At 75.3% G+C, this 19,898-nt stretch carries 21 protein-coding genes; 12 read left to right on the forward strand and 9 right to left on the reverse strand.

The features are described from left to right. The first annotated feature begins 152 nt into the window (after nucleotides 1–152). The gene (locus ACFU7Z_RS15850; RefSeq protein WP_380777857.1) at nucleotides 153–1,343 is read left to right on the forward strand and encodes an MFS transporter; all 1,191 of its coding nucleotides are present in this window, start codon (nucleotides 153–155) and stop codon (nucleotides 1,341–1,343) included. A 77-nt stretch (nucleotides 1,344–1,420) separates the two neighbouring features. On the opposite strand, the gene ACFU7Z_RS15855 is transcribed toward ACFU7Z_RS15850, so the two are convergent. Continuing rightward, nucleotides 1,421–2,350 (reverse strand): LysR family transcriptional regulator, encoded by a 930-nt coding sequence (locus tag ACFU7Z_RS15855; RefSeq protein WP_117492915.1) that lies wholly within the window; start codon nucleotides 2,348–2,350, stop codon nucleotides 1,421–1,423. Nucleotides 2,351–2,359: 9 nt separating this feature from the next. Continuing rightward, nucleotides 2,360–3,607 (reverse strand): aminoglycoside phosphotransferase family protein, encoded by a 1,248-nt coding sequence (locus ACFU7Z_RS15860; RefSeq protein WP_380777858.1) that lies wholly within the window; start codon nucleotides 3,605–3,607, stop codon nucleotides 2,360–2,362. Nucleotides 3,608–3,703: 96 nt separating this feature from the next. Here ACFU7Z_RS15860 and ACFU7Z_RS15865 point away from each other — a divergent pair, with 96 nt between their 5' ends. Then, nucleotides 3,704–4,207: an AAA family ATPase gene (locus tag ACFU7Z_RS15865; protein WP_380777859.1), complete on the forward strand. Its 504-nt coding sequence runs from the start codon at nucleotides 3,704–3,706 to the stop codon at nucleotides 4,205–4,207. 15 nt (nucleotides 4,208–4,222) lie between these two features. On the opposite strand, the gene ACFU7Z_RS15870 is transcribed toward ACFU7Z_RS15865, so the two are convergent. Both ACFU7Z_RS15870 and ACFU7Z_RS15875 read right to left on the reverse strand, forming a co-directional pair. Further along, complete coding sequence (locus ACFU7Z_RS15870; protein WP_049660217.1) at nucleotides 4,223–5,080, reverse strand: PhzF family phenazine biosynthesis protein; 858 nt, start codon at nucleotides 5,078–5,080, stop codon at nucleotides 4,223–4,225. A 73-nt stretch (nucleotides 5,081–5,153) separates the two neighbouring features. Beyond that, complete coding sequence (locus ACFU7Z_RS15875) at nucleotides 5,154–6,251, reverse strand: DUF5937 family protein (RefSeq protein ID WP_074005731.1); 1,098 nt, start codon at nucleotides 6,249–6,251, stop codon at nucleotides 5,154–5,156. A 205-nt stretch (nucleotides 6,252–6,456) separates the two neighbouring features. On the opposite strand from ACFU7Z_RS15875, the gene ACFU7Z_RS15880 reads away from it, so the two are divergent. From ACFU7Z_RS15880 to ACFU7Z_RS15900, 5 genes are all read left to right on the forward strand, one after another. Further along, on the forward strand, nucleotides 6,457–7,728 hold the full coding sequence (locus ACFU7Z_RS15880) for an MFS transporter (protein ID WP_380777860.1): 1,272 nt from the start codon (nucleotides 6,457–6,459) through the stop codon (nucleotides 7,726–7,728). Nucleotides 7,729–7,765: 37 nt separating this feature from the next. Beyond that, entirely contained in the window at nucleotides 7,766–8,332 is a 567-nt protein-coding gene (locus ACFU7Z_RS15885) for a hypothetical protein (protein WP_049655393.1), read from the forward strand. 253 nt (nucleotides 8,333–8,585) lie between these two features. Next, nucleotides 8,586–9,389 (forward strand): MBL fold metallo-hydrolase, encoded by an 804-nt coding sequence (locus ACFU7Z_RS15890; RefSeq protein WP_049655396.1) that lies wholly within the window; start codon nucleotides 8,586–8,588, stop codon nucleotides 9,387–9,389. Nucleotides 9,390–9,396: 7 nt separating this feature from the next. Next, a complete protein-coding gene (locus tag ACFU7Z_RS15895; protein ID WP_380720022.1) occupies nucleotides 9,397–9,828 on the forward strand; it encodes a nuclear transport factor 2 family protein in 432 nt (143 codons plus the stop codon). 138 nt (nucleotides 9,829–9,966) lie between these two features. Then, a complete protein-coding gene (locus tag ACFU7Z_RS15900) occupies nucleotides 9,967–11,232 on the forward strand; it encodes an NAD(P)/FAD-dependent oxidoreductase (RefSeq protein WP_380777861.1) in 1,266 nt (421 codons plus the stop codon). A gap of 9 nt (nucleotides 11,233–11,241) precedes the next feature. On the opposite strand, the gene ACFU7Z_RS15905 is transcribed toward ACFU7Z_RS15900, so the two are convergent. Beyond that, nucleotides 11,242–12,219: a right-handed parallel beta-helix repeat-containing protein gene (locus tag ACFU7Z_RS15905; protein WP_259316993.1), complete on the reverse strand. Its 978-nt coding sequence runs from the start codon at nucleotides 12,217–12,219 to the stop codon at nucleotides 11,242–11,244. A 208-nt stretch (nucleotides 12,220–12,427) separates the two neighbouring features. On the opposite strand from ACFU7Z_RS15905, the gene ACFU7Z_RS15910 reads away from it, so the two are divergent. Further along, on the forward strand, nucleotides 12,428–12,847 hold the full coding sequence (locus ACFU7Z_RS15910; RefSeq protein ID WP_117492909.1) for a DUF3592 domain-containing protein: 420 nt from the start codon (nucleotides 12,428–12,430) through the stop codon (nucleotides 12,845–12,847). Between the two features lie 51 nt (nucleotides 12,848–12,898). Here ACFU7Z_RS15910 and ACFU7Z_RS15915 read toward each other — a convergent pair whose 3' ends face one another. Together ACFU7Z_RS15915 and ACFU7Z_RS15920 are read right to left on the reverse strand one after the other, a co-directional pair. Next, nucleotides 12,899–13,579, reverse strand: coding sequence for a GPP34 family phosphoprotein (locus tag ACFU7Z_RS15915; RefSeq protein ID WP_117492908.1), 681 nt, complete (start codon nucleotides 13,577–13,579; stop codon nucleotides 12,899–12,901). Between the two features lie 63 nt (nucleotides 13,580–13,642). Next, nucleotides 13,643–14,200, reverse strand: a complete 558-nt coding sequence (locus ACFU7Z_RS15920; RefSeq protein ID WP_380777862.1) for a Clp protease N-terminal domain-containing protein — start codon at nucleotides 14,198–14,200, stop codon at nucleotides 13,643–13,645. A gap of 195 nt (nucleotides 14,201–14,395) precedes the next feature. Between ACFU7Z_RS15920 and ACFU7Z_RS15925 the strand changes: the two genes are divergently transcribed. The 3 genes from ACFU7Z_RS15925 (at nucleotide 14,396) to ACFU7Z_RS15935 (ending at nucleotide 16,562) form a co-directional block, all read left to right on the forward strand. After that, a complete protein-coding gene (locus tag ACFU7Z_RS15925; RefSeq protein ID WP_380777864.1) occupies nucleotides 14,396–15,379 on the forward strand; it encodes a S1C family serine protease in 984 nt (327 codons plus the stop codon). Nucleotides 15,380–15,735: 356 nt separating this feature from the next. Next, nucleotides 15,736–16,104: an RNHCP domain-containing protein gene (locus tag ACFU7Z_RS15930; protein WP_380777866.1), complete on the forward strand. Its 369-nt coding sequence runs from the start codon at nucleotides 15,736–15,738 to the stop codon at nucleotides 16,102–16,104. A gap of 29 nt (nucleotides 16,105–16,133) precedes the next feature. Then, complete coding sequence (locus tag ACFU7Z_RS15935) at nucleotides 16,134–16,562, forward strand: RNHCP domain-containing protein (protein ID WP_074005737.1); 429 nt, start codon at nucleotides 16,134–16,136, stop codon at nucleotides 16,560–16,562. A gap of 246 nt (nucleotides 16,563–16,808) precedes the next feature. On the opposite strand, the gene ACFU7Z_RS15940 is transcribed toward ACFU7Z_RS15935, so the two are convergent. Continuing rightward, complete coding sequence (locus tag ACFU7Z_RS15940) at nucleotides 16,809–17,225, reverse strand: hypothetical protein (RefSeq protein ID WP_143204713.1); 417 nt, start codon at nucleotides 17,223–17,225, stop codon at nucleotides 16,809–16,811. Between the two features lie 6 nt (nucleotides 17,226–17,231). Next, complete coding sequence (locus ACFU7Z_RS15945) at nucleotides 17,232–17,786, reverse strand: universal stress protein (RefSeq protein ID WP_074005738.1); 555 nt, start codon at nucleotides 17,784–17,786, stop codon at nucleotides 17,232–17,234. Nucleotides 17,787–18,068: 282 nt separating this feature from the next. Here ACFU7Z_RS15945 and ACFU7Z_RS15950 point away from each other — a divergent pair, with 282 nt between their 5' ends. After that, entirely contained in the window at nucleotides 18,069–19,859 is a 1,791-nt protein-coding gene (locus ACFU7Z_RS15950; RefSeq protein ID WP_380777867.1) for an oleate hydratase, read from the forward strand. Nucleotides 19,860–19,898 lie beyond the last annotated feature (39 nt).

The raw sequence follows: 19,898 nt of genomic DNA on the forward strand, positions 1-19,898 counted from the left end.
GCGCCCCCCCGGGGTCGGCCGGGGGGGCCGCCGCCGGCGCGCTTCCCGAAGCCGCCGGGCCGTCCCGGCACTGTCAACCGATTAGCCGGGCTCATGGGTCGATGAGCTTATCGATCTTGTTCAGCCCCTCCGCCCGCTGGTGGGCTGGCCCTATGACAAACGCCGAAGCCGTCGCCCCACCAGCCGCCCCACCCACCGCGCACCGCTGGCCCCCGGTCCTCGCCGTCGCACTCGCCACCTTCACCGTGGTGTCCTCCGAGATGATGCCGGTCGGCCTGCTCACCCCGATGTCCCACAGCCTCGGGGTCACCGACGGGGTCACCGGCCTCTCCCTCACCATCACCGGCCTGATCGCCGCCGCCCTCTCCCCCTTCGCCCCGCTGCTCGTCGGCGCGCGCGACCGCCGGACCGTCCTGGTCGCCTTCATGCTGCTGCTCGGCCTGGCCGACGCGGTCACCGCGCTGGCGCCGGACTTCGCGGTGCTGGCCGCCGGCCGCGTCCTGCTCGGCGCCGCCATGGGCATCGTCTGGGGCCTCGCCACGAGCGTCGGCCCGCGCCTCGCCGACGGCCCGCGCCTCGCGCTCACCATGACGCTGATCTTCTCCGGCGTCTCCATCGCCTCGGTCCTCGGCGTCCCGCTGGGCACCTACCTGGCCACGCTGCTCGACTGGCGCGCCGCGTTCTGGGCGCTCGCCCTGCTCGGCGCCGCCTCCGCCGCCGTCCTCGCCGCCACCCTGCCCGCGCTGCCCGTGCACGAGCGCGGACGGCTCCGCGGACTGGCCGGCGCCCTGCGCCACCGGGGCGTCGCCGCCGGGATCGCGATCACCGCGTTCGTCGTGCTCGGACACTTCGCCGGCTACACCTACATCCGCCCGGTCCTCGAAGCCGACGCGGGCCTGAGCACCGGCGTGATCGCCGCCTGCCTGCTGGTGTACGGACTCGCGGGCGTCGCCGGGAACTTCACCCTCGGCCCGCTGTCCGGGCGCCGCCCGAAGACCGCCGTCGCCATCGCCCTGGCCGGGGTCGCCCTGGCCGCCGCCCTGCTCGCGTACGCCGGCGGCGTCGTCACCGTCCTGCTCGTCCTGGTCGTCTGGGGCGCCTCGTACGGCGGGGTGTCGGTCTCCACCCAGGCCTGGGTCCGCACCGCCGACCCGGCCCGGATCGAGGCCTCGGCGGCGGTCTGGGCGGGCGTGTTCAACGCGGGCATCGCGCTCGGCTCCTTCGGCGGCGGACTGGTCGTCGACCGGGCCGGGAACCGCGCCGTCCTGCTCACCGCGGCCGGGCTGGCGGCCGTCGGACTGCTGATCGCCCTGCTCTCCCGGCCCGACGACCGGCGGCCCTGACGGCGGCCCGATCACCGGCCCGGCCCGATCACCGACCCGGCCCGCGGCCCGGCCGGCCCGTCTGATTCCCCGCGGGCTCAGTCGAGGAGCCCGGCCAGCAGCTCGACGAACCCGGCCGCCAGCCGGTGCGGCCGCCGCTCGTGCTGGACCACCTCCAGCGCCGTCGGCTCCAGCCCGGGCACCGGCAGGAAGCGGATGTCCGGCCGCCGGACGTACGCCGTGCTGCGCTCGCACAGCAGCAGCCCCTGACGGGTGCCGGCCACCATCGACAGGCCCTCCTGGATGGTGGCCGCACCCGCCGGGTAGGCCAGCTCCCGCCCGCCCGGCGTCCGCCGGGGCGCCTGCGCCCACCGCCAGTACTCGGGCGCCGGGCCGCGCGGCTCGATCAGCGGCACCCCGGCCAGCTCCTCCGCGCCCACCCCGTCCGCGCCGTCCGCCCCGCCGAGGCGCCGCTCGGCGGAGACCGCCAGGTACACCGGCTGGCGGGAGAACTCCATCAGCACGTCCAGGCCCGGCTCCCGGCACGGGGCGAGCACGATCGCCAGGTCCACCTCGCCCCGGGCGAGGTGCGAGAACGGGTCCGCCCACGGCAGTTCGACCAGCTGCACCGTGCCCTCCGGCAGGCGCGCCAGCACCCGGGCGACCGGCTCGTACACCGCGCACTGGAAGCCCAGCCGCAGCGGCCGCGCGGTGGCCGCGGCGGCCCGGGCCGCGTCGTAGCCCTCCCGGAGCCGCTCGAAGGCGGGCACCACCTGCTCGGCCAGCGCCCGCCCCAGCTCGGTCAACTCGACCCGGCGGCTGGTCCGTTGGAACACCGGTGCGCCGACCCTGCTCTCCAGGCGCTTGATCAGCTGGGAGACCCGCCCCTGCGAGACGCCGAGGCGCTCCGCCGTCCGCCCGAAGTGCAACTGGTGGACGAGGACGGCGAAGCACTCCAGCTCCTGCAGCGGCAGCTCGGGCAGGACGGGAGTCCCGGAGGCTCCGGGGGCCGGCGTCGGTCGTTCCACCTCGGCAGTCTACGCGGGCCGACCGGCCGCTCCGCAGGCCAGCAGGGCGCGCAGCTCGGCGGCCGGGTCGCCCTCATGGTAGGGGCGTTCGCTCTGCTCGATGTGGTCCAGGAACTCCTGGTACCGCAGGGCGTAGGACAGGTGGTAGAGCGGCTCGGCGAGTTCGAGGGCGCGCCGCGGGTCGGAGCCGGGGGCGTGGCGCTGCCAGGCCTCCGTCCAGACCCGGACGTGCTGCTGCCAGGCCTCCTCGCCGAGGTAGGCGCGCGGGCGCAGCCCGTCCAGGGCGGGGTGGCCGAGGCAGGAGTCGGCGTAGTCGACGACCACCGTGCTCGCGCCGTCGGAGCGCCAGTTGCCGGGGTGGAAGTCGCCGTGCAGCAGCGTCTCCGGCAGGCCGCAGTCGGCGAGCCGGTCCAGCAGCCCGGGCAGGTCGGCGGCGAAGGCGGCCAGCCGGTCCAGTTCCTCGGGCGTCAGGTCGGTCTCCTCGGCGAACCGGTCCGACAGGGCCGCCAGCTGGGCCGCCAGGGCGCGCGGGGTGCGGTCGCGCAGGGCGGCCAGGTCGGCCGGGCGGTCGGCGAGCGCGGCCTGGGCGGCGACGAGGCGGGGGACGACGTCGGCCACCGTCCCGGCGGAGGGGCTCCAGCAGTCCTCGCCGGGGACGTGGTCGAGCAGCAGCCGGCCGGCGGAGGGGTCGGCGGCGAGGACGGTCGGCACGAGCCCGCGGTCCACGCCGCCGAGCAGCGCGATGACCTCGCCCTCGTGGGCGTTGAACGCGGGCGTCGTGGTCTTCAGCCAGGCGTCGGCGCCGGTGGCGGTGGGGAGGCGGAACAGGCCGGAGAGGTTCCAGGTCCGGATCTGCCGCGCGGGCCCGGCCGACGGACGGCCGACGGCGGCGAGCCGTGCCTCCGCCCAGTCCAGCGCCTCCCGCAGGCCGCCGGGCGTGGCCCAGGCGGCGCGGCGCTCGGCGGGGCCGAGCAGCGCGGCCGTCCCGTCGTCCGGGGCACCGGCCGTGAGGGCGGTCGGCCGGCGCAGCGCCTCGGCGTGGTAGCGGACCCGCCCGCCGTGGCCCGGGTCCTCGCTCCGGCCTTCGACCAGGCGGGCCACCAGCACCGGCACCCCGGCCGCCTCGGTCGCCCGCGCGACCACCCCGTCCACCGAGGACCACCAGCCGACCTCCACCTCGAACGGGCCCAGCTGCCCGAAGTGCTCGTCGCCGTAGGTGAGATCGACCGTCACGGTCCGGTTGCTCGCTCGCTGCATCGGAGCAGCTTCGCCCACCGGAGCGGCTCGGCGCGAACGAATTTCCGCCCGCCCGGAGCGGGGCGGAGCCGCCCCACCCGGGGCTAACCTGGGCCGGTGACACGGCGATCGGGCACGGTGGTGCTGATGTGCGGTCTGCCCGGGGCGGGCAAGACCACGTATGCGATGGGCCTCGTCCGGCGGGGCTACGCGCGGCTGTCGATCGACGAGGTGGTCTGGGAGCGGCTCGGGCGGTGCGATGCCGGGCTGATCCTGCCGCGGGCGGAGTTCGACCGGCTCAAGGACGGGATCCGCCGCGAACAGCTCGTCGAACTGGTCGAGTTGATGCGGGCCGGCCGCGATGTGGTGGTCGACTACACCTTCCGCAGCCGCACGGCCCGGGACAACTACAAGGCCCTGGTGGAGAGCCACGGCTGCCGCTGGGAGCTGGTGCACCTCAAGGCCGACCGGGCGACGCTGGAGCGCCGCCTGGCGCTCCGCAACGAGCAGGCCGGCGCCAACTCCGCCTTCGTGACCGCGGAGCTGTTCGACCACTACTTCGACAGTTTCGAGGAGCCCCGGGGCGAGGGCGAGCTGGTCCTGCCGCAGCCCCCGCCCTGAGGTCCTGAACAGGCCCTACCGGATCGCCACCGCCGTGCCGGAGACCCGCACCCGCGTGTCCTCGGCCCGCAGTTCGACCCGCAGGACGCCCGGGCGGCCCAGGTCCTCGCCCTGGTGCAGGGTCAGCACCGCCGGGGCCGTCACCGCGCCGAGCTCCCGCAGGTAGGCGCCGAAGGCGGCCGCGGCGGCGCCGGTGGCCGGGTCCTCGACCACGCCGCCGACCGGGAACGGGTCGCGGACGTGGAAGACCTCGGGGGCCTCCCGCCAGGCGAGCTGCAGGGTGGTCAGGTCGCGGGCGCGCATGTGGGCGGCGAGGCCGTCGAAGTCGTAGTCGAGCCGGGCCAGCCGCTCGCGGGTGGCGACCGGCAGGACGAGGTGGCGGGCGCCCGCGTAGGCGACGCGGGGCGGCAGGGCCGGGTCGAGGTCGGCGGCGGACCAGCCGAGCAGGGCGAGCGCCTCCGCGACGTCGGCCGCCGGAACCTCCTCGACCTTCGGCTCGACGCTGGTGAGGGTGGCGCGCAGCAGCCCGTCGGCCCCGCGCTCGACCCCGACCGGGACGTCCCCGGCCGCGGTCACGAAGACGTACCGCCCGGGGCCGACGTGCTCGGCGAGGGCGACGGCGGCGCCGACCGTCGCGTGCCCGCAGAACGGCACCTCGGCGAGCGGGCTGAAGTACCGTACGCGGTAGGCCCCTTCGGCCGGGCCGGCGGTCAGGAAGGCGGTCTCGGAGTACCCGATCTCGGCGGCGACGGCGAGCATCCGCTCGTCGGTCAGCCCGGTGGCGTCGAGCACCACGCCGGCCGGGTTGCCGCCCTCGGGGCGGGTGGCGAAGGCGGCGTAGCGGAGGATCTCAGGAGCGGCGTCGTCGGTCATGATCGGACGAACGCCTGCCGCTCGTCCGCTGTTCCCGCCCACCGGAGCACCGCTTCCCACCGGGGCGGGGCCCTCACCGCAGCACCGCCTCCAGGAAGTCCGAGCCGAGCCGGGCGCTGCCCGCCAGGTCGAGCTCGTAGAGCATGTACCGTCCGCGCCGCCGGGTCGTCAGCAGCCCGGCCTTGCGCAGCACGGCCAGGTGCCGGGACACCTCGGGCGCGCTGAGCTGCCAGGCGGAGGCCAGTTCGCCGGTGGTGTGCGGGCCGCGGGCCATGGTGCGGGCGAGGCGCAGCCGGACGGGGTGGGCGAGCGCCTCCAGGCGCTGCTGGACGAGGGCGAGCGAGACGGGCTCGGGCAGGCCGGCCTCGGCGACGGGGTACTGGAGGACGGGCCGCCAGCCGCTCGCGTGCACCACCAGCAGGTGCGGGCGGCCGAAGGCGGTCGGGATGAAGGTGACGCCCCCGGAGTCGGTGCCGCTGGTGGCGCTGTCCTGGAGCTTGTCGATGACGATCCGGCGCCGTCCGTCCCCGCCCTGGTCGAGCGTGACGGAGGGCGAGACGTCGGCGAGCGCCTCGGCGAGGCCGCGGCGGGCGAGCAGGTCGGCCTTGCGCCGGGCGTCGGCGGCGAGGTCGGGCAGGACGCGCTGCCAGGCGTCGGCGAAGAACGCGGACCGGCAGTCCTCCAGCATCCGCCGCACCAGGGCCCGGACGGCCGGCGGGTCGGCGAGCAGCCGGTCGGCGAAGGCGGCCTGCCGGGGGCCGCGGGCGAGGGCGAGTTCCCGGGCCCGCTCGTTGGCGTCCGGGTCGGTGAGCGGGGAGCCCATCCGGCGGGTGAGCCGGGAGGAGCCGCAGGTGGTGATGAGGGCGGCGGCGACGTACAGCTCGTCGTCGATCCGGTCGATGGCGTCGAGCTCCTCGTCGAGCGTGGCGCCGGGCAGGCCGGGGACGAGGAAGTCGGCGCGCGAGGAGCGCCAGAGGAAGTCGGCCTCCAGGAGCCGTTCGGACAGCTCGGGCGGGATCACGGCGGCGGTGCAGCCGGCCCAGCCGTGCAGCGCGGGGTGGTGCGCGGGCTCGGCGAGCACGTGCAGCATGGCGTTCAGCTCGCCGAGCGGGGAGGGCGTGAAGAGCAGGCGCTCGTCGGGCAGGCCGGTGATGTCGATCGTCAGGCTCATGCGCCCGCCTCTCCCCCGGCCTCCGGCCGGGGGTACCCCCGGCGCTCCGCAGGGGCATGCGCCCACACGCTGGTCCTGATGGTTCGCTCGCTCCGCTCACTCACGCGTTCGATCCTGTCACCCCGCCCGACGGCCTCCGCCGCGGATTGACGGTAAGCGTCAATCCGCGTGCCAGGCGGTCCGACCTGGGCGGACGGTACCGGCCATGAGCCTGATCCGGGAGAAGACCGTCCACGACCACGCGGCCGCCCGCCACGGCGAGCCGCCCGCCCCGCCGATCGGCACGGGCCGCCGGGGGCCGTCCGCGCTGCTGGGCCTGCTGACCGCCGCCGGCGGGCCCCGGTACGCCGTCGCACTGGCGGTGGACGCGGTGGGCGGCGGCCTGCTGCGGCCGTTCCTGCTGCTGTACGGCATCGGCGTGCTGCACCTCGGCGCGGGGGCGGCCGGGCTGGCGCTGTCCGCCGGGATGGTGGCGGGCCTGCTGGTGGTGCCGCTGACCGGCCGCTGGATCGACCGCGGCGCCCGCACCCTGCCCGCCGCCGTCACCCTGCTGGTGCGGGCCGCGGGTGCGCTGGCGCTGCTGCTCGCGGACCGCCAGCCGGGGTTCACCGCGGCGGCGGTGCTGTTCGGGGTGGGCAGCCAGTCCTGGCCGACCACCCACGCGGCCGTGGTGAGCACGCTGACCGAGGGCCGGCTGCGGGACGCCGCGCTGGCCGCCGGGCGGTCGCTGCGCAACGCCGGGATGGGCACGGGCGCGCTGCTGGCCACCGTGGCGGTGAGCGGCGGGACGGGTGTGATCCGGCTGCTGGCCGGGGTGACGGGCGCGGCCTGCCTGCTCGCGGCCGCCCTGGTGGGCTCGCTGCGGGTGCGGGCCCCGCGGCAGGAGCGGCCGGCGGACACCCGGGAGCGGGCGGAGCCGCTGCGCCGGATCACCCTGCTGAGCCTCGCCAACGTGCCGTACGCGTTCTGCTTCGACGTGCTGGAGGTGGCGCTGCCCGCGCTGCTGGTGCTGCACCTGCACGCCTCGCCGGCCTGGTCCTCGGGCGTCTTCGTCGGCAACACGGTGCTGGTGATCGCCCTGCAGCTGGCGCTGGTGCTGAAGCTGGCGGACCGTTCGCGGCACACCGTGCTGGCGGCCTCGGGGGCACTGCTGGCGGTGTCCTACCTGGCCTTCTGGGCGGTCGGCTCGCTGGGCGGCGTGCCGGGGGCGGCGGGCGTCGCGGCGGTCTCGGTGCTGTACACGCTGGGCGAGATCCTCTACACCGGCTCGGGGACGGCGCTGGTGGCGTCCGTCGCCCCGCCGCACCTGCTCGGCCGGGCGCTGGCGCGCTGGGAGCTGTCCTCGGGGGTGGGGCGGGCGGCCGCGCCGGCCGTGCTGACGGCGCTGCTGGCCGCCGGACCGGGGGCGCTGTGGGCGTCGCTCGCCGCCGCCACGGCACTGGGGGCGCTGGCGGTGCTGCGGCTGGGTCCGCGGTGAAGGCCGTGGCCCCGACCCCGGTGGGATGATCGGCCCCATGGCTCTCACCCCGCACCAGCAGCACCTCCGCGACCGGATCATGGCCGCCGGGGTGACCGCTCCGCCGGAGCCGTGGCGGCCCGTCGGCCGGGGGATGATCGCGGTCGGCGGGCTGCTCGGCATCGGCTTCGCCGTCCACCCGGAGAGCGGGCACGACCTGGTGCTGACGGTCTCGCACAGCGGCCACGGCCTGTTCGACGCGGTGACCGGCCTCAAGCTGGCCCGCGACCACGAGCCCGCCGAGGACCCGGACGGCCAGGACCTCGCCTGCCCCGGCCTCGGCCAGGTCGCGGACGTGCGCATCCCGGTGGCGGGGACGTGGGGCGGCGGGCTGCACACCGCCGCCGACGGGGGCTGGCACATCGAGGTGGTCGCGCCGGAGTGGCCGCACCACCGGGTGCTGCTCGCCAGCGGCCGGGGTCCGTGGCAGGGCGAGCACGGCGAGAGCTGGTGGCTGGTCCTCGACTCCTCCTGGTCCACCTTCCGCGCGGCCGGCTTCTCCCCGACCGGCCGGACCCTCGCGGTGGCCACCAGCAGCGACCTCACGCTCTGGACCCGCGGCTAGGGCCTGTCTTCAAACTCGCGTCTGCGGGGCGACGCCGGGGCACGCACCTCGCCGCGTTGTCGTCGGTCGCCAATGCTCCGCAGTGGCTCCCTCCTCCGCCTTGCGATGCACGCACCCCAACGCCGCCCCGCCCGCCCTCCGGGCGGACGACGGGAGTTTGAAGACACGCCCTAGGCCTTCCGGATGCGGACGGGGCGCGGACCGGTGATGCTGACCGCGAGGCGTGACCGGCCCGAGGAAGGACGAAAGAAGCATGAGCGCACTCGACTTCGAGATCATCGACAGCCCCGACAGCTCGCTCAACAAGACCTCCGTCCTGGTCACCGGCCCGCAGGACGCGCTGCTGGTGGACGCCGGGTTCACCCGCTCCGACGGGCGCCGGCTGGTGGAGCGGATCAGGGCGAGCGGCAAGGAGCTGACCACGGTCTTCGTCAGCCACGGCGACCCGGACTTCTACTTCGGCGCCCAGGAGGTCCAGGACGCCTTCCCGCGGGCCCGCTTCCTGGCCACCGCCACGACCGTCGAGCACATCCAGGAGACGTACGAGTCCAAGCTGCGCGCCTGGGCCCACCTGGGCCCCGAGCTGCCCACCCGGCTGGTGCGGCCCGAGGTGCTGCACGGGGACGAGCTGGTCTTCGAGGGCCACCGCTTCGAGCTGCGCGGCGCCGACTTCCACCTGCCGGACCGGCACTACCTCTGGCAGCACCACCACCGGGCCGTGCTGGGCGGGGTGCTGCTCTTCGAGGGGCTGCACGTGTGGACGGCCGACACCCCGACCTCCGCCCAACGGGCCGCCTGGATCGACCTGTTGGACGGTATCGAGGCGCTCCACCCGACCTGGGTGGCGGCCGGCCACCGGATCGCCGGCGCGCCCACGGACCTGAACGCCGTCGACCACACCCGGGCCTACCTGCGCGCCTTCGAGACCGAGATCGGCCGGGCCGCGGACGCGGCCGCCGCCAAGGAGGCGCTGGAGCGGCGCTTCCCGACGCTGGGGCTGCGGATCGCGGTGGACATCGGCACCAAGGTCGTCATGGGCGAGATGGCGTGGGGGTGAGCGGACGGTGATCGAGATCCCCCGGGACGTCGCCTCCTTCGCGGAGTCGCAGTCCCCCGCCGACGTGGTGCGCCGCCAGTACCTGGCCTCCGCCCGGGGCGACCTGGCCGCGCTGCGCGCCACCCTGGCCGAGGACGTGGAGTGGACCGAGATGGCCGGCTTCCCGCTGGGCGGCACCTACCGCACCCCGAAGGGCGTCACCACCAACGTGATGGAGCGGCTGGCCGCCGACTGGAACGACTGGACGGCGCACGACGACAGCTACGTGGTGGACGGCGAGGACGTCGTGGTCCTGGCCCGCTACACGGCCGTCCACAGGGCCACCGGAAAACCGCTCGCGGTGCGGGTCGCCCACCACTTCACCGTGCGCGGCGGCCGGATCGTGCGCTTCGAGCAGTTCACCGACACCGCGCTGGTCAGGGAGGCGATGACGGCCTGAGGCCCGCACGGGACCCTCGCGACGCCCGCGTTCACTCGTACGGGCGAGCGCGGCGCGGCGCGCCAGGCGCGGTCTCGACAGACCACCCGGACGGCGGCAGGCTGACCCCGACCACGGCCGGAGAACGAGGAGTCGAGCATGGCGGGCACGGACACCGGGACCACCGGAGCGGACGGCGGGCGGCAGCGCCCGATCGTCGTCGTCGGGGCGTCCCTGGGCGGCGCGAAGGCGGCCGAGGCGCTGCGCGAGGCCGGGTACCGGGGCGGCATCGTCCTGATCGGCGAGGAGCACGAGCGCCCGTACGAGCGGCCGCCGTTGTCCAAGGGCTACCTGCAGGGCAAGACGCCCAGGGAGAAGATCTACGTCCACCCGCCGCAGTGGTACGCGGAGCACGACGTCACGCTGCGGCTGGGCACGGCGGTGGCCGCGATCGACCCGGCCGGGCACACCGTGACGCTCGCCGACGACGGCCAGGTGGAGTACGCCAAGCTGCTGCTGACCACCGGCTCGGTGCCGCGCCGGCTGCCGGTGCCCGGCGCGGACCAGGACGGGGTGCTCTACCTGCGCCGGGTCGAGGACAGCGACCGGATCAGGGCGGCGCTGCGACCCGGGGCCCGGATCGCGGTGATCGGCGCGGGCTGGATCGGGCTGGAGGTGGCGGCCGCGGCCCGCGAGGCGGGCGCCGAGGTGACGGTGCTGGAGGCGCTGGAACTGCCGCTGCTGCGGGTGCTCGGCCGGGAGGTCGCCCAGGTCTTCGCCGACCTGCACCGGGAGCACGGCGTGGACCTGCGCCTCGGTGTGAAGGTGGCCGAACTGACCGGCGAGGGCGGCTCGGTGACCGGCGTCAGGCTCGCCGACGGCACGACGGTGGCGGCCGACGCGGTGGTCGTCGGCATCGGCATCGCCCCCGCCACCGGCCTCGCCGAGGCGGCCGGGCTGGAGGTCGACAACGGGATCAAGACCGACCAGCACCTGCGCACCTCGGACCCGGACGTGTACGCGGCCGGCGACGTCGCCAACGCCTACCACCCGCTGTTCGGCAGGCACGTCCGGGTCGAGCACTGGGCCAACGCGCTCAACCAGCCGCAGACCGCCGCCCGCGCGCTGCTCGGGCAGCCGGACGCGGTGTACGACCGGGTCCCGTACTTCTTCACGGATCAATATGATCTTGGCATGGAGTACGTCGGCTACGTCGAGCCCGACGGCTACGACCGGGTGGTGTTCCGCGGCGACCCGGCCACCCGCGAGTTCATCGCGTTCTGGCTCTCCGGCGGCCGGGTGCTCGCGGGGATGAACGTCAACGTCTGGGACGTCACCGACCCGATCCGCGAACTGGTGCGCTCGGGGCGGGTGGTGGACACCAAGGCGCTGGCCGACCCGAAGGTGCCGCTCGGGGACCTGTAGGGTCCGGCCTCAGCCCACCGGGATGCCGGGGTTCACCAGCCCCCGGCCCCCGGTGACGGTGTTGCCCGCGCCGATCGTCACCGTGCAGTTCGCCGCGTCGTAGTCGGTCACGTCGATCGCGTAGCGGTCCGGGCCGGTGGCGCCGGTGAGGTCGGAGCGGTTGCCCCGGAAGACGGTGCCGCAGCCCCAGCCCGGCCGGACGCTGTGGACCTGGTAGCCGTCGTCGGTGGTGCGCCGGCCGGTGTTGTTCTCGATGACGTAGCCGTTGCCCTTCACGTCGACCCAGGAGTCGTCGTAGTTGCGCCCGGTGAGGCCGTCGCCGTCGAAGGTGTTGCCGGAGACGAGGCCGCCGACGGTGCCCTCCTTGAGGTCGACGTTCTCGGCGCCGATGTTCGGGCCGAAGGTGTTCCCGGTGATCCGCACGTAGTCGCTGTGGTCGGTCAGGGTGTTGGCGGTGCCGACGTAGACGCCCTCGCCCATGCCGTCCCGGCTGAGGCCGGTGTCGTGGATGCGCGAGCCGCGCAGCGTGCCGTGGGCGCTGGAGTTGCGGAAGTGCACGCCCTCCATCGTGGTGTGGTGGACCGTCACGTCGTCGAGGACCACATAGTCGGCGGAGTCGGCCATGATCCCCTTCTGGGCCCCGGTGACGGTCAGCCCCTGGACGGTCCAGTAGCTCGCGCCGTCGAGGTGGAGGCCGTAGCCGCCGCCGGTGGGGGTGGTGAGGACGGCCTTCGCCGAGCCGGTGAGGGTGATCCGGGCGGCGGCGGTGCCGGGGGTGGTGGCCTTGAAGGTGCCGGTGTAGGTACCGTCGGCGAGCTGGATGGTCTGGCCGGGCGCGGCGGCGGCGAGCGCGCTCTGGAGCTGCTTGGCGGTGCCGACCTTGACCACGGCCGCCGGGGCGGCGGAGTCGGTGGCCACGGCCGCGGGGGCGGCGCTGCCGAGGGTGAGGACGGTGAGCGCGGCGAGGAGAACGGGGCGCCTGGTCACGGACGGTGCTCCTTGCGGTGGTCGGGGCCGGCCGGAGGACGGGGCCGGTGGCGACAGGAACATGCCGTCGCCCAGAGTGGACTGGACCATTCCGAGGCGTCAAGAGTGCCTCCCCGCGCGATACTGGAGCCCTGGGGGAGCCTCGGACAGCCTCGGACAGGGTCGATCAGGATCGGTCGGGGTCGGACGGTCGGAGAGGGAGGCGGCGATGGGCGGCGGTACGGCCGGGTTCGCCGTGGTGGTGTTCGGTGCGCTGGGCGGCGTGGTCGCCTACCTCGCCGGGGTGGTCGGCCTGCGCGAACTGCGGCGGCTGCGCCGGGTCGGCGTCCCCGTGCGGGCGCTGGTGCGCGAGCGCGCCGCGGCGCCGGAGGACCGCGCGCTGCCGCCGCGGCCGCTGCTCCAGTTCGAGACCGAGGACGGCCGGGTGGTCGAGGTCTTCTCCCCCGTCCCCTCCACCGCCCGCCACCCGCTGCCGGACGGCGGCTTCGTCCCGGTCCGCTACGACCCGGCGGACCCTCGGCAGGTGCTGGTGGACGGGCGGGAGCGCGCGGGGCTGGAGTACGGGTTCCTCGCGCTCGGGGTGCTGGTGGTGCTCGGCTCGATCACCCTCGGCGCCGCGGTGCTCTGAGCGGTACGGCGCACGCGGGCGGGCGGGCCGTGCCCGACCCGCCCGACGCACTCACATGGTGGCCGCGGTGGTCGCCGCCACGGTGGTCGCGATGGTGACGGCGGCCATGGTGAGCTGCACGGCCCGGATCGCCTCGCGGACGGAATCGGCCGCCCCGTCACCGGCGGCGATCTCGGCGAAGCGCGGCTCGACCTGCTTGCGGGGCAGCTCGGGGAAGGCCAGCCCGTGCAGCCGGGAGCCGTGCAGCAGGGCCACCAGGGCGGCGGTGCGCAGGTCCGGTTCGGCGCCGTCCAGCACCACCGCGGCCAGCCGCGTGCGCAGTTCGCGCTCCGCGCCGCCGTCCGCCTCCGGGTAGCGGCGGACCGGGAAGATGCCCAGCGCGCGGCGGCGCTCCTCGACCACCAGGCCGCGCTCGCACAGCCGCGCGACGGTGTCGGCGACCACCGTCGACCGGTCCCTGGTCAGCCAGTCGGCCGCCTTGGCCTTGCCGGAGCGGCGTCCGGCGGCCCACTCGTCGAGGCGGGCCAGCCGGCCGTCCACCAGCGGTTCGCCGGTCGGGGTGCGGTCGGTGACGGTGAGCCGGCCCTCGTCGATCGCGACCCGCTCGGCCAGCACCAGCTCGGCCAGGATGCCGCCCGCGGCGGCCCAGGCGGCGGTGGCGGCGTCCTTCGCCACGCCGGACTCGTCGTCCAGCGAGAGCAGCATCAGCTCCTCGGCGAGGGTGACGTGCATCGGGGTGTCCCTTCTTCTCGGCTTCTCGGTGTCGCGGCCACGCGGGCCCCAGGCGCGTAGCCCTCAGCCCCGCAGGGCGTCGACCAGGCGTCGGGCCCGGGTGTCCTCCTCCAGCAACGCCCGGAGCAACCGATCAGTGCCCTGACCTGCGACGTCGGCCAGGTAGGCCTCCACCGAGCGAGGGTCGGCGGGCAGCGTCACCTCGCCGGAGTCGAGCGCGGCGTGCGCCGTGACGTAGTCGAGACCGAGACCGGCGAGCAGTTCGCCGGCGCCGTCCTCCTCCACCGGCCGCGGCTCGTGGCGGGCCACCTCGTGCACGGCCAGCAGGGCGAGCAGGACGTGCTCGGTGCCGGGCGTACGGCGTCCGAGGCGCTCGGCCTGGGCGTCGGCCTCCGGCCGGATCCAGGCCGCCGGACCGGACGGGCCCGGCTGCAGCAGGCGCTTCCAGCGCGGGGCCGGGTGGGCGCGGCGGGCCAGCAGCGCCTCCCGGGTGGGGCGCAGCAGCGGGTCGAGGGCACCCGGCGCGGCCGGGTCGCCCGCCGAGACCGGCGAATCCGGTAATTCCGGTGGGTTCAACGAGTTCGGTGAGACCGGCGAGTCCCGCCGGTCAGGCTCCGGCACGGTCGTTTCCATCGGCCCTCCCACGACTGCGGCTTTACTCGGACTATACGCTCGCTTTTCCTTCTCTTGGGCATTTTCCGCACGTCAAGAAAGCGTCAGGACGGCGCCGGCGGCAGGCCCGGAAGACCGGGCGCCCCACCGTTGTTGCCATCTGGTGCCATCGTGAGAACCGCGCCCGCGAGAGGGGTGAGCACCATGGCCGACACGCTCCCCGGGCCGGGCCCGGTCCCCGAGGCGGAAGCGCCGCTGGACGCCTACTCCCGGGTCGTCACCTCCGTCGCCGCCGCGCTGACCCCGCGGGTCGCCGCGCTCCAGGCGCCCCGGCGCGGCCGGGGCGGCTGGTTCAGCACCGCGCTCGGCTCGGCGGTGGTCTTCACCGAGGACGGGTTCCTGCTCACCAACGCCCATGTGGTCGGCCACGCCGACGCCGGGACGCTGGCCTTCGCCGACGGCACCACCTCCCCCTTCCACACCATCGGTGCCGACCCGCTCTCCGACCTGGCCGTGCTGCGCGCCGACGGGCCCACGCCGTCGCCGGTGACGCTCGGCGAGGCGACCGGTCTGCGGGTCGGGCAGCTGGTCGTGGCCGTCGGCAACCCGCTGGGCCTGGCCGGGTCGGTCACGGCGGGCGTGGTCAGCGCGCTGGGCCGCTCGATCCCGGCCCGCTCCGGCAGCGCGGTGCGGGTCATCGACAACGTGATCCAGACCGACGCCGCGCTCAACCCGGGCAACTCCGGCGGCGCACTGGCCACCGCGGACGGCCGGGTGGTCGGCATCACCACGGCGGTGGCCGGGAACGGGCTCGGCCTGGCCGTCCCGATCGACGCCACCAGCCGCCGGATCGTCGCCGCGCTGCTCGCCGACGGCCGGATCCGCCGCGCCTACCTCGGCCTCGCCGGGGTGCCCGCGCCCCTGCCGCCCGCCCTGCGCCACCGCACCGGACAGCCCACCGGTCTGCGGATCGTCGAGGTGGTGCCCGGCGCGCCCGCCGACCGCGCCGGGCTGCACGAGGGCGACCTGCTGCTCACTGCCGCCGGGGAGCCGATGGGCAGCGCCCAGGCCCTCCAGCGCCTGATGCTGGCCGACGCGATCGGCCGCCCGCTCCCGCTCACCGTCCTGCGCGGCGAGGCCCTGGTCGACGTGCTCGCCGTCCCGGCGGAGCTGCCCGCCGACGACTGACCGGGAGCCCGGACCGTCGGCAGGGCCGGGGCCGGGACCGAGCGCCGACGGCATCCTGGTCACCTCCATACCGACATCGTGCGCGCCCTTATGTCCGGCGCCGCGGCGAGGGCCGGAGCGGGGAGAAAACCGTTGGCGCCGGTGCGACCGGCGTGGTTAGGCTGACGCCGTTCCGTACCGATCGACCCGGGCTGCCGCCCGACCGGAGAGGGTGTCTTGATGTCCCGGATCGCGCCGAGTGCGCCTCGCCACCGTCCGACGACCACCGTCTGACGAGCATCGCCTGACGACCAGTCGAGGCCGCTCGGCCTGCTCTTGCTGCCACTGCACGAACCCCCCAGCAAGGAGCACCCCGGGTGTCCAGCACCTCCAGCACTCCCCCCGTTCTGAAGACCTCCACCTTCGCCTGCACCTGGTGCGGTCTGACCGTCTCCACCTACGCCGCCGACGGCACGCGGCGCAACCACTGCCCGTCCTGCCTGCACTCCCAGCACGTCCTCGACCACGTCGAGGGCGGGCCGAGCGACTGCCTGGGCCGGATGTCGCCGATCGCCATCGCCGTGCTGCGCACCGGCGACTGGACGGTCGTCCACCGGTGCGTGCGCTGCGACGAGCTGACGTCCACCCCGGTCTGCACGGACGACAACCAGCTCGTCCTGATGCGGATGGCCGTCCGTCCGCTCGCCCAACCGCCGTTCCCGCTCGAAGCGTTCGGCACCCTCTGAAGCGCGCCCGGAAGAGGGAGGACCGAACCATGCCACGACGCAAGAACACCGGCGGCGGGGGTCGGCGGGACCGCCGCCCGCAGCGGTACAAGGACGTCCTGCACGGGCAGGGCGGGCACCGGGCGCACGCCTTCCGCTGCGTGGACTGCCGGTTGGACGTCCCGCTGGACGCCCCCGGCACCGCCCACCGCAATCACTGTCCGAACTGCCTGGCCAGCCGTCATGTCGACGGCCGGACACCCGGCGACCGGGCGGCCGGCTGCGGCGGCCGGATGACGGTGCTGAGCCTGTCGGTCCGCGCCGACGGCGAGTGGATGATCATCCACCAGTGCCTGTCCTGCGGCGAGTTGAGCGCCAACCGGATCGCCGGGGACGACAACGCCCTGGCCCTGGTCCGGCTCGCGCTCAAACCCCTGCGGGACACCACCGTGGCGCACCGCACGATGCTCACGCTGTAGGCGCGCGTCCCCCGCGCGTCCCCACCCGTCCCACGCGTCCCGACCGGGACGCGCCTGTGACCGGGGCGCGCGGGGCGGTCGCGGCGGGCCCGTCCGTACGGGCGGGCCCGCTGTCCGAACCGTCGACCGCTCCGCGCGCCCGGCCACCTGTCCCCACCGGTTCACCGGGGGGCTCCGGATACCGGCCGGAGCCCCGGTTCCTCGGCGCGGTCCGTCCGTACGGGCGGACCGTTCACGGGCCGCGCCTCAGACCGGGCGGTCCGGGCGCAGCAGCGCCACCCGCACCGAGCGGCGCGGGAGGGCGGCGGGCAGGGCCGCCAGCAGGGCGGCGGCGGTGAACACCGCGTAGTGCCCGGCCTCCACCCACGGTCCCGCCCAGCCGAGTTCGCCGTGGTGGTGCTCGGCGAAGGCGTTGCGGCAGAGCCAGGCGGCCAGGCCGATCAGCGGCGCGGCCGCCGGCCGGGAGCGGCGGCCGACCAGGGCACACAGCGCCAGGTAGCCGACGTACGGCAACGGGCCCGAGTGCAGTTCGCCGAGGACGCCGAGCACCAGCGCCACTCCGCCGCCCGCGAGCAGCGCCACGCTGCCCGCGGTGCCGGCCGACAGCCGCTCCAGCACGGGGTGGTAGCGGGTGCCGCCGGGGCGGGCCGAGTACATCCGCACCGCGGACTACCGCTCCGCCGCGAGGAGTTCGGGCGCGGGCCCGACCGGCAGGTGCCAGCGGGTGCGGCGGTGCAGGGCCTCCAGGTCGTGCAGCAGCTCGGGGGCCGGGACGGTGAGCACCGGGCAGCCGGCCCGCCGGGCGCAGTACGCGGGCACCGCGCGCCGCAGCCGGCGGCGCAGCGGGCCGCCGCTGTGGCCGAGGACCAACAGGTCGTCCGGCCGGTCGGCGATGTGCAGCAGGGCCGGGCCGGTGTCGCCGCGGACCAGCACCGGGCGCATCGGCACGCCAGGGTCGGCGCCGCCGAAGGCCGCGTCGAGGGCGTCCCGCAGCCGCTGGTCGGCGGCCTCCCGGACGGCGGCGAGCAGCGGCGGGCAGGGCGAGCGCCGGTAGCCGTGTTCGCCGCCGGGGGGCTCCCAGGCGAGCACCGGCACCAGGACGGCGCCGCGGTCGCGGGCCTCGGCGGCGCCGCGGTGCAGTGCGGCCAGGCTCCCCAGCGAGCCGCTGACCCCGACCACCACCCTGGGTGCCGCGCCGTCCTCGTGCCGCCCGTTGCCGTGCATGTTCCGTCCTCGTGTGGTCGTGTTCTCCGTCGTCGTCCAGCCAACCGCCGTGCCGGGGCTGACCTGCGCTCCTTGACGGCTTCCTGACGTCCCGGAGGGCGTTCCCAACGCACTCCATACGCGGCCCGCCGGGTTCCCGCGCCGCCGGGACCACCCGCGTCTCACCCGTTCGGCCTACTCAGCGGGCGAAGATCACCGCCGGATGGGTGGATGGAGACGGCCCGCCGGGATTCGGCATGCCCGCCGGGCGGTTCGATGTCGAACGTTCTAGGGAGCACGGGCTTGTACTACAGCAGCGGCAACTACGAGGCGTTCGCCCGGCCGAGGAAGCCCGAGGGGGCCGACCGCAAGCGGGCCTGGTTCGTCGGGTCGGGGCTCGCCGCGCTGGCCGGGGCGGCGTTCCTGGTCCGGGACGGCCAGGTGCCCGGCGAGCGGATCACGGTCCTGGAGCGGCTGAAGCTGGCCGGCGGCGCGCTGGACGGGATCGAGGTGCCCGAGAAGGGCTTCGTGGTCCGCGGCGGGCGCGAGCTGGAGGACCACATGGAGTGCCTGTGGGACCTCTTCCGCTCGGTGCCCTCGTTGGAGGTCGAGGGCGCCTCCGTCCTCGACGAGTTCTACTGGCTCAACAAGGACGATCCCAACTTCTCGCTCCAGCGGGTCACCGAGCGGCGGGGCCAGGACGCGCGCACCGACGGCCTGTTCGCGCTCGACGACAAGGCGCAGAAGGACCTGGTCCGGGTCTTCCTCGCGACCCGGGAGGAGCTGGAGGGCAAGCGGATCGACGAGGTCTTCTCGCGAAACTTCCTGGACAGCAACTTCTGGCTGTACTGGCGCACCATGTTCGCCTTCGAGGAGTGGCACGGGGCGCTGGAGATGAAGCTCTACCTGCACCGCTTCATCCACCACATCGGCGGCCTGCCGGACCTGTCCGCGCTGAAGTTCACCAAGTACAACCAGTACGAGTCGATGGTCCTGCCGCTGACCCGCTGGCTGACGGACCAGGGCGTGCGGTTCCGCTACGAGGTCGAGGTCACCGACATCGACTTCGACCTCGCCCCCGGCAGCGACGGCCCCCCCGGCCGCAAGCAGGCCACCCGGATCCACTGGCGGGAGGCCGGCCGGGAGGGCGGGGTGGACCTCGGCCCGGACGACCTGGTGTTCACCACCATCGGCTCGCTCACCGAGAACTCCGACGACGGCGACCAGCACACCCCGGCCCGGCTGGACGAGGGCCCCGCCCCGGCCTGGGACCTGTGGCGCCGGATCGCCGCCAAGGACCCGGCCTTCGGCCGCCCCGAGGTGTTCTGCGGCAACATCCCGGAGAGCAAGTGGGAGTCGGCGACCGTCACCACCCTGGACCCGCGCATCCCGCGCTACATCCAGAAGGTCGCCCGGCGCGACCCGTTCGGCGGCGGGGTGGTCACCGGCGGCATCGTCACCGCCCGGGACTCCTCCTGGCTGCTGAGCTGGACGGTCAACCGCCAGCCGCACTTCAAGCAGCAGCCCGCCGACCGGATCGTGGTCTGGGTCTACTCGCTGTTCGTCGACCGACCCGGCGACTTCGTGAAGAAGCCGATGCAGGACTGCACGGGTGAGGAGATCACCCAGGAGTGGCTGTACCACCTGGGCGTCCCGGTCGGCGAGATCCCCGACCTGGCCGCGAACGCCGCCCGCTGCGTGCCGGTGATGATGCCGTACGTGACGTCCTTCTTCCTGCCCCGGCACGCGGGCGACCGGCCGGACGTGGTGCCGGAGGGCGCCGTCAACTTCGCCTTCATCGGCCAGTTCGCGGAGACCACCCGGGACTGCATCTTCACCACCGAGTACTCCGTGCGCACCGGTATGGAGGCCGTCTACCGGCTGCTCGACGTCGAGCGCGGCGTGCCCGAGGTGTTCAACTCCACCTACGACGTGCGCAAGCTGCTCGCCGCCACCACCCGGCTCCGGGACGGCGCCGAACTCGACCTGCCCGGGCCGGAGTTCCTGCGCAAGCGGCTGCTGCGCCGGCTGGAGGCCACCGAGATCGGCGAGCTGATGCAGGAGTTCGGGCTGATCGAGGACGAGCGGAGGTAGCCGGAGCGCGCTGTCGGCGGTGGGGGCGGGTCCCGGGAC

It is taken from the genome of Kitasatospora sp. NPDC057518 (assembly GCF_042802075.1).
In the GTDB taxonomy this organism is placed as follows: domain Bacteria; phylum Actinomycetota; class Actinomycetes; order Streptomycetales; family Streptomycetaceae; genus Kitasatospora.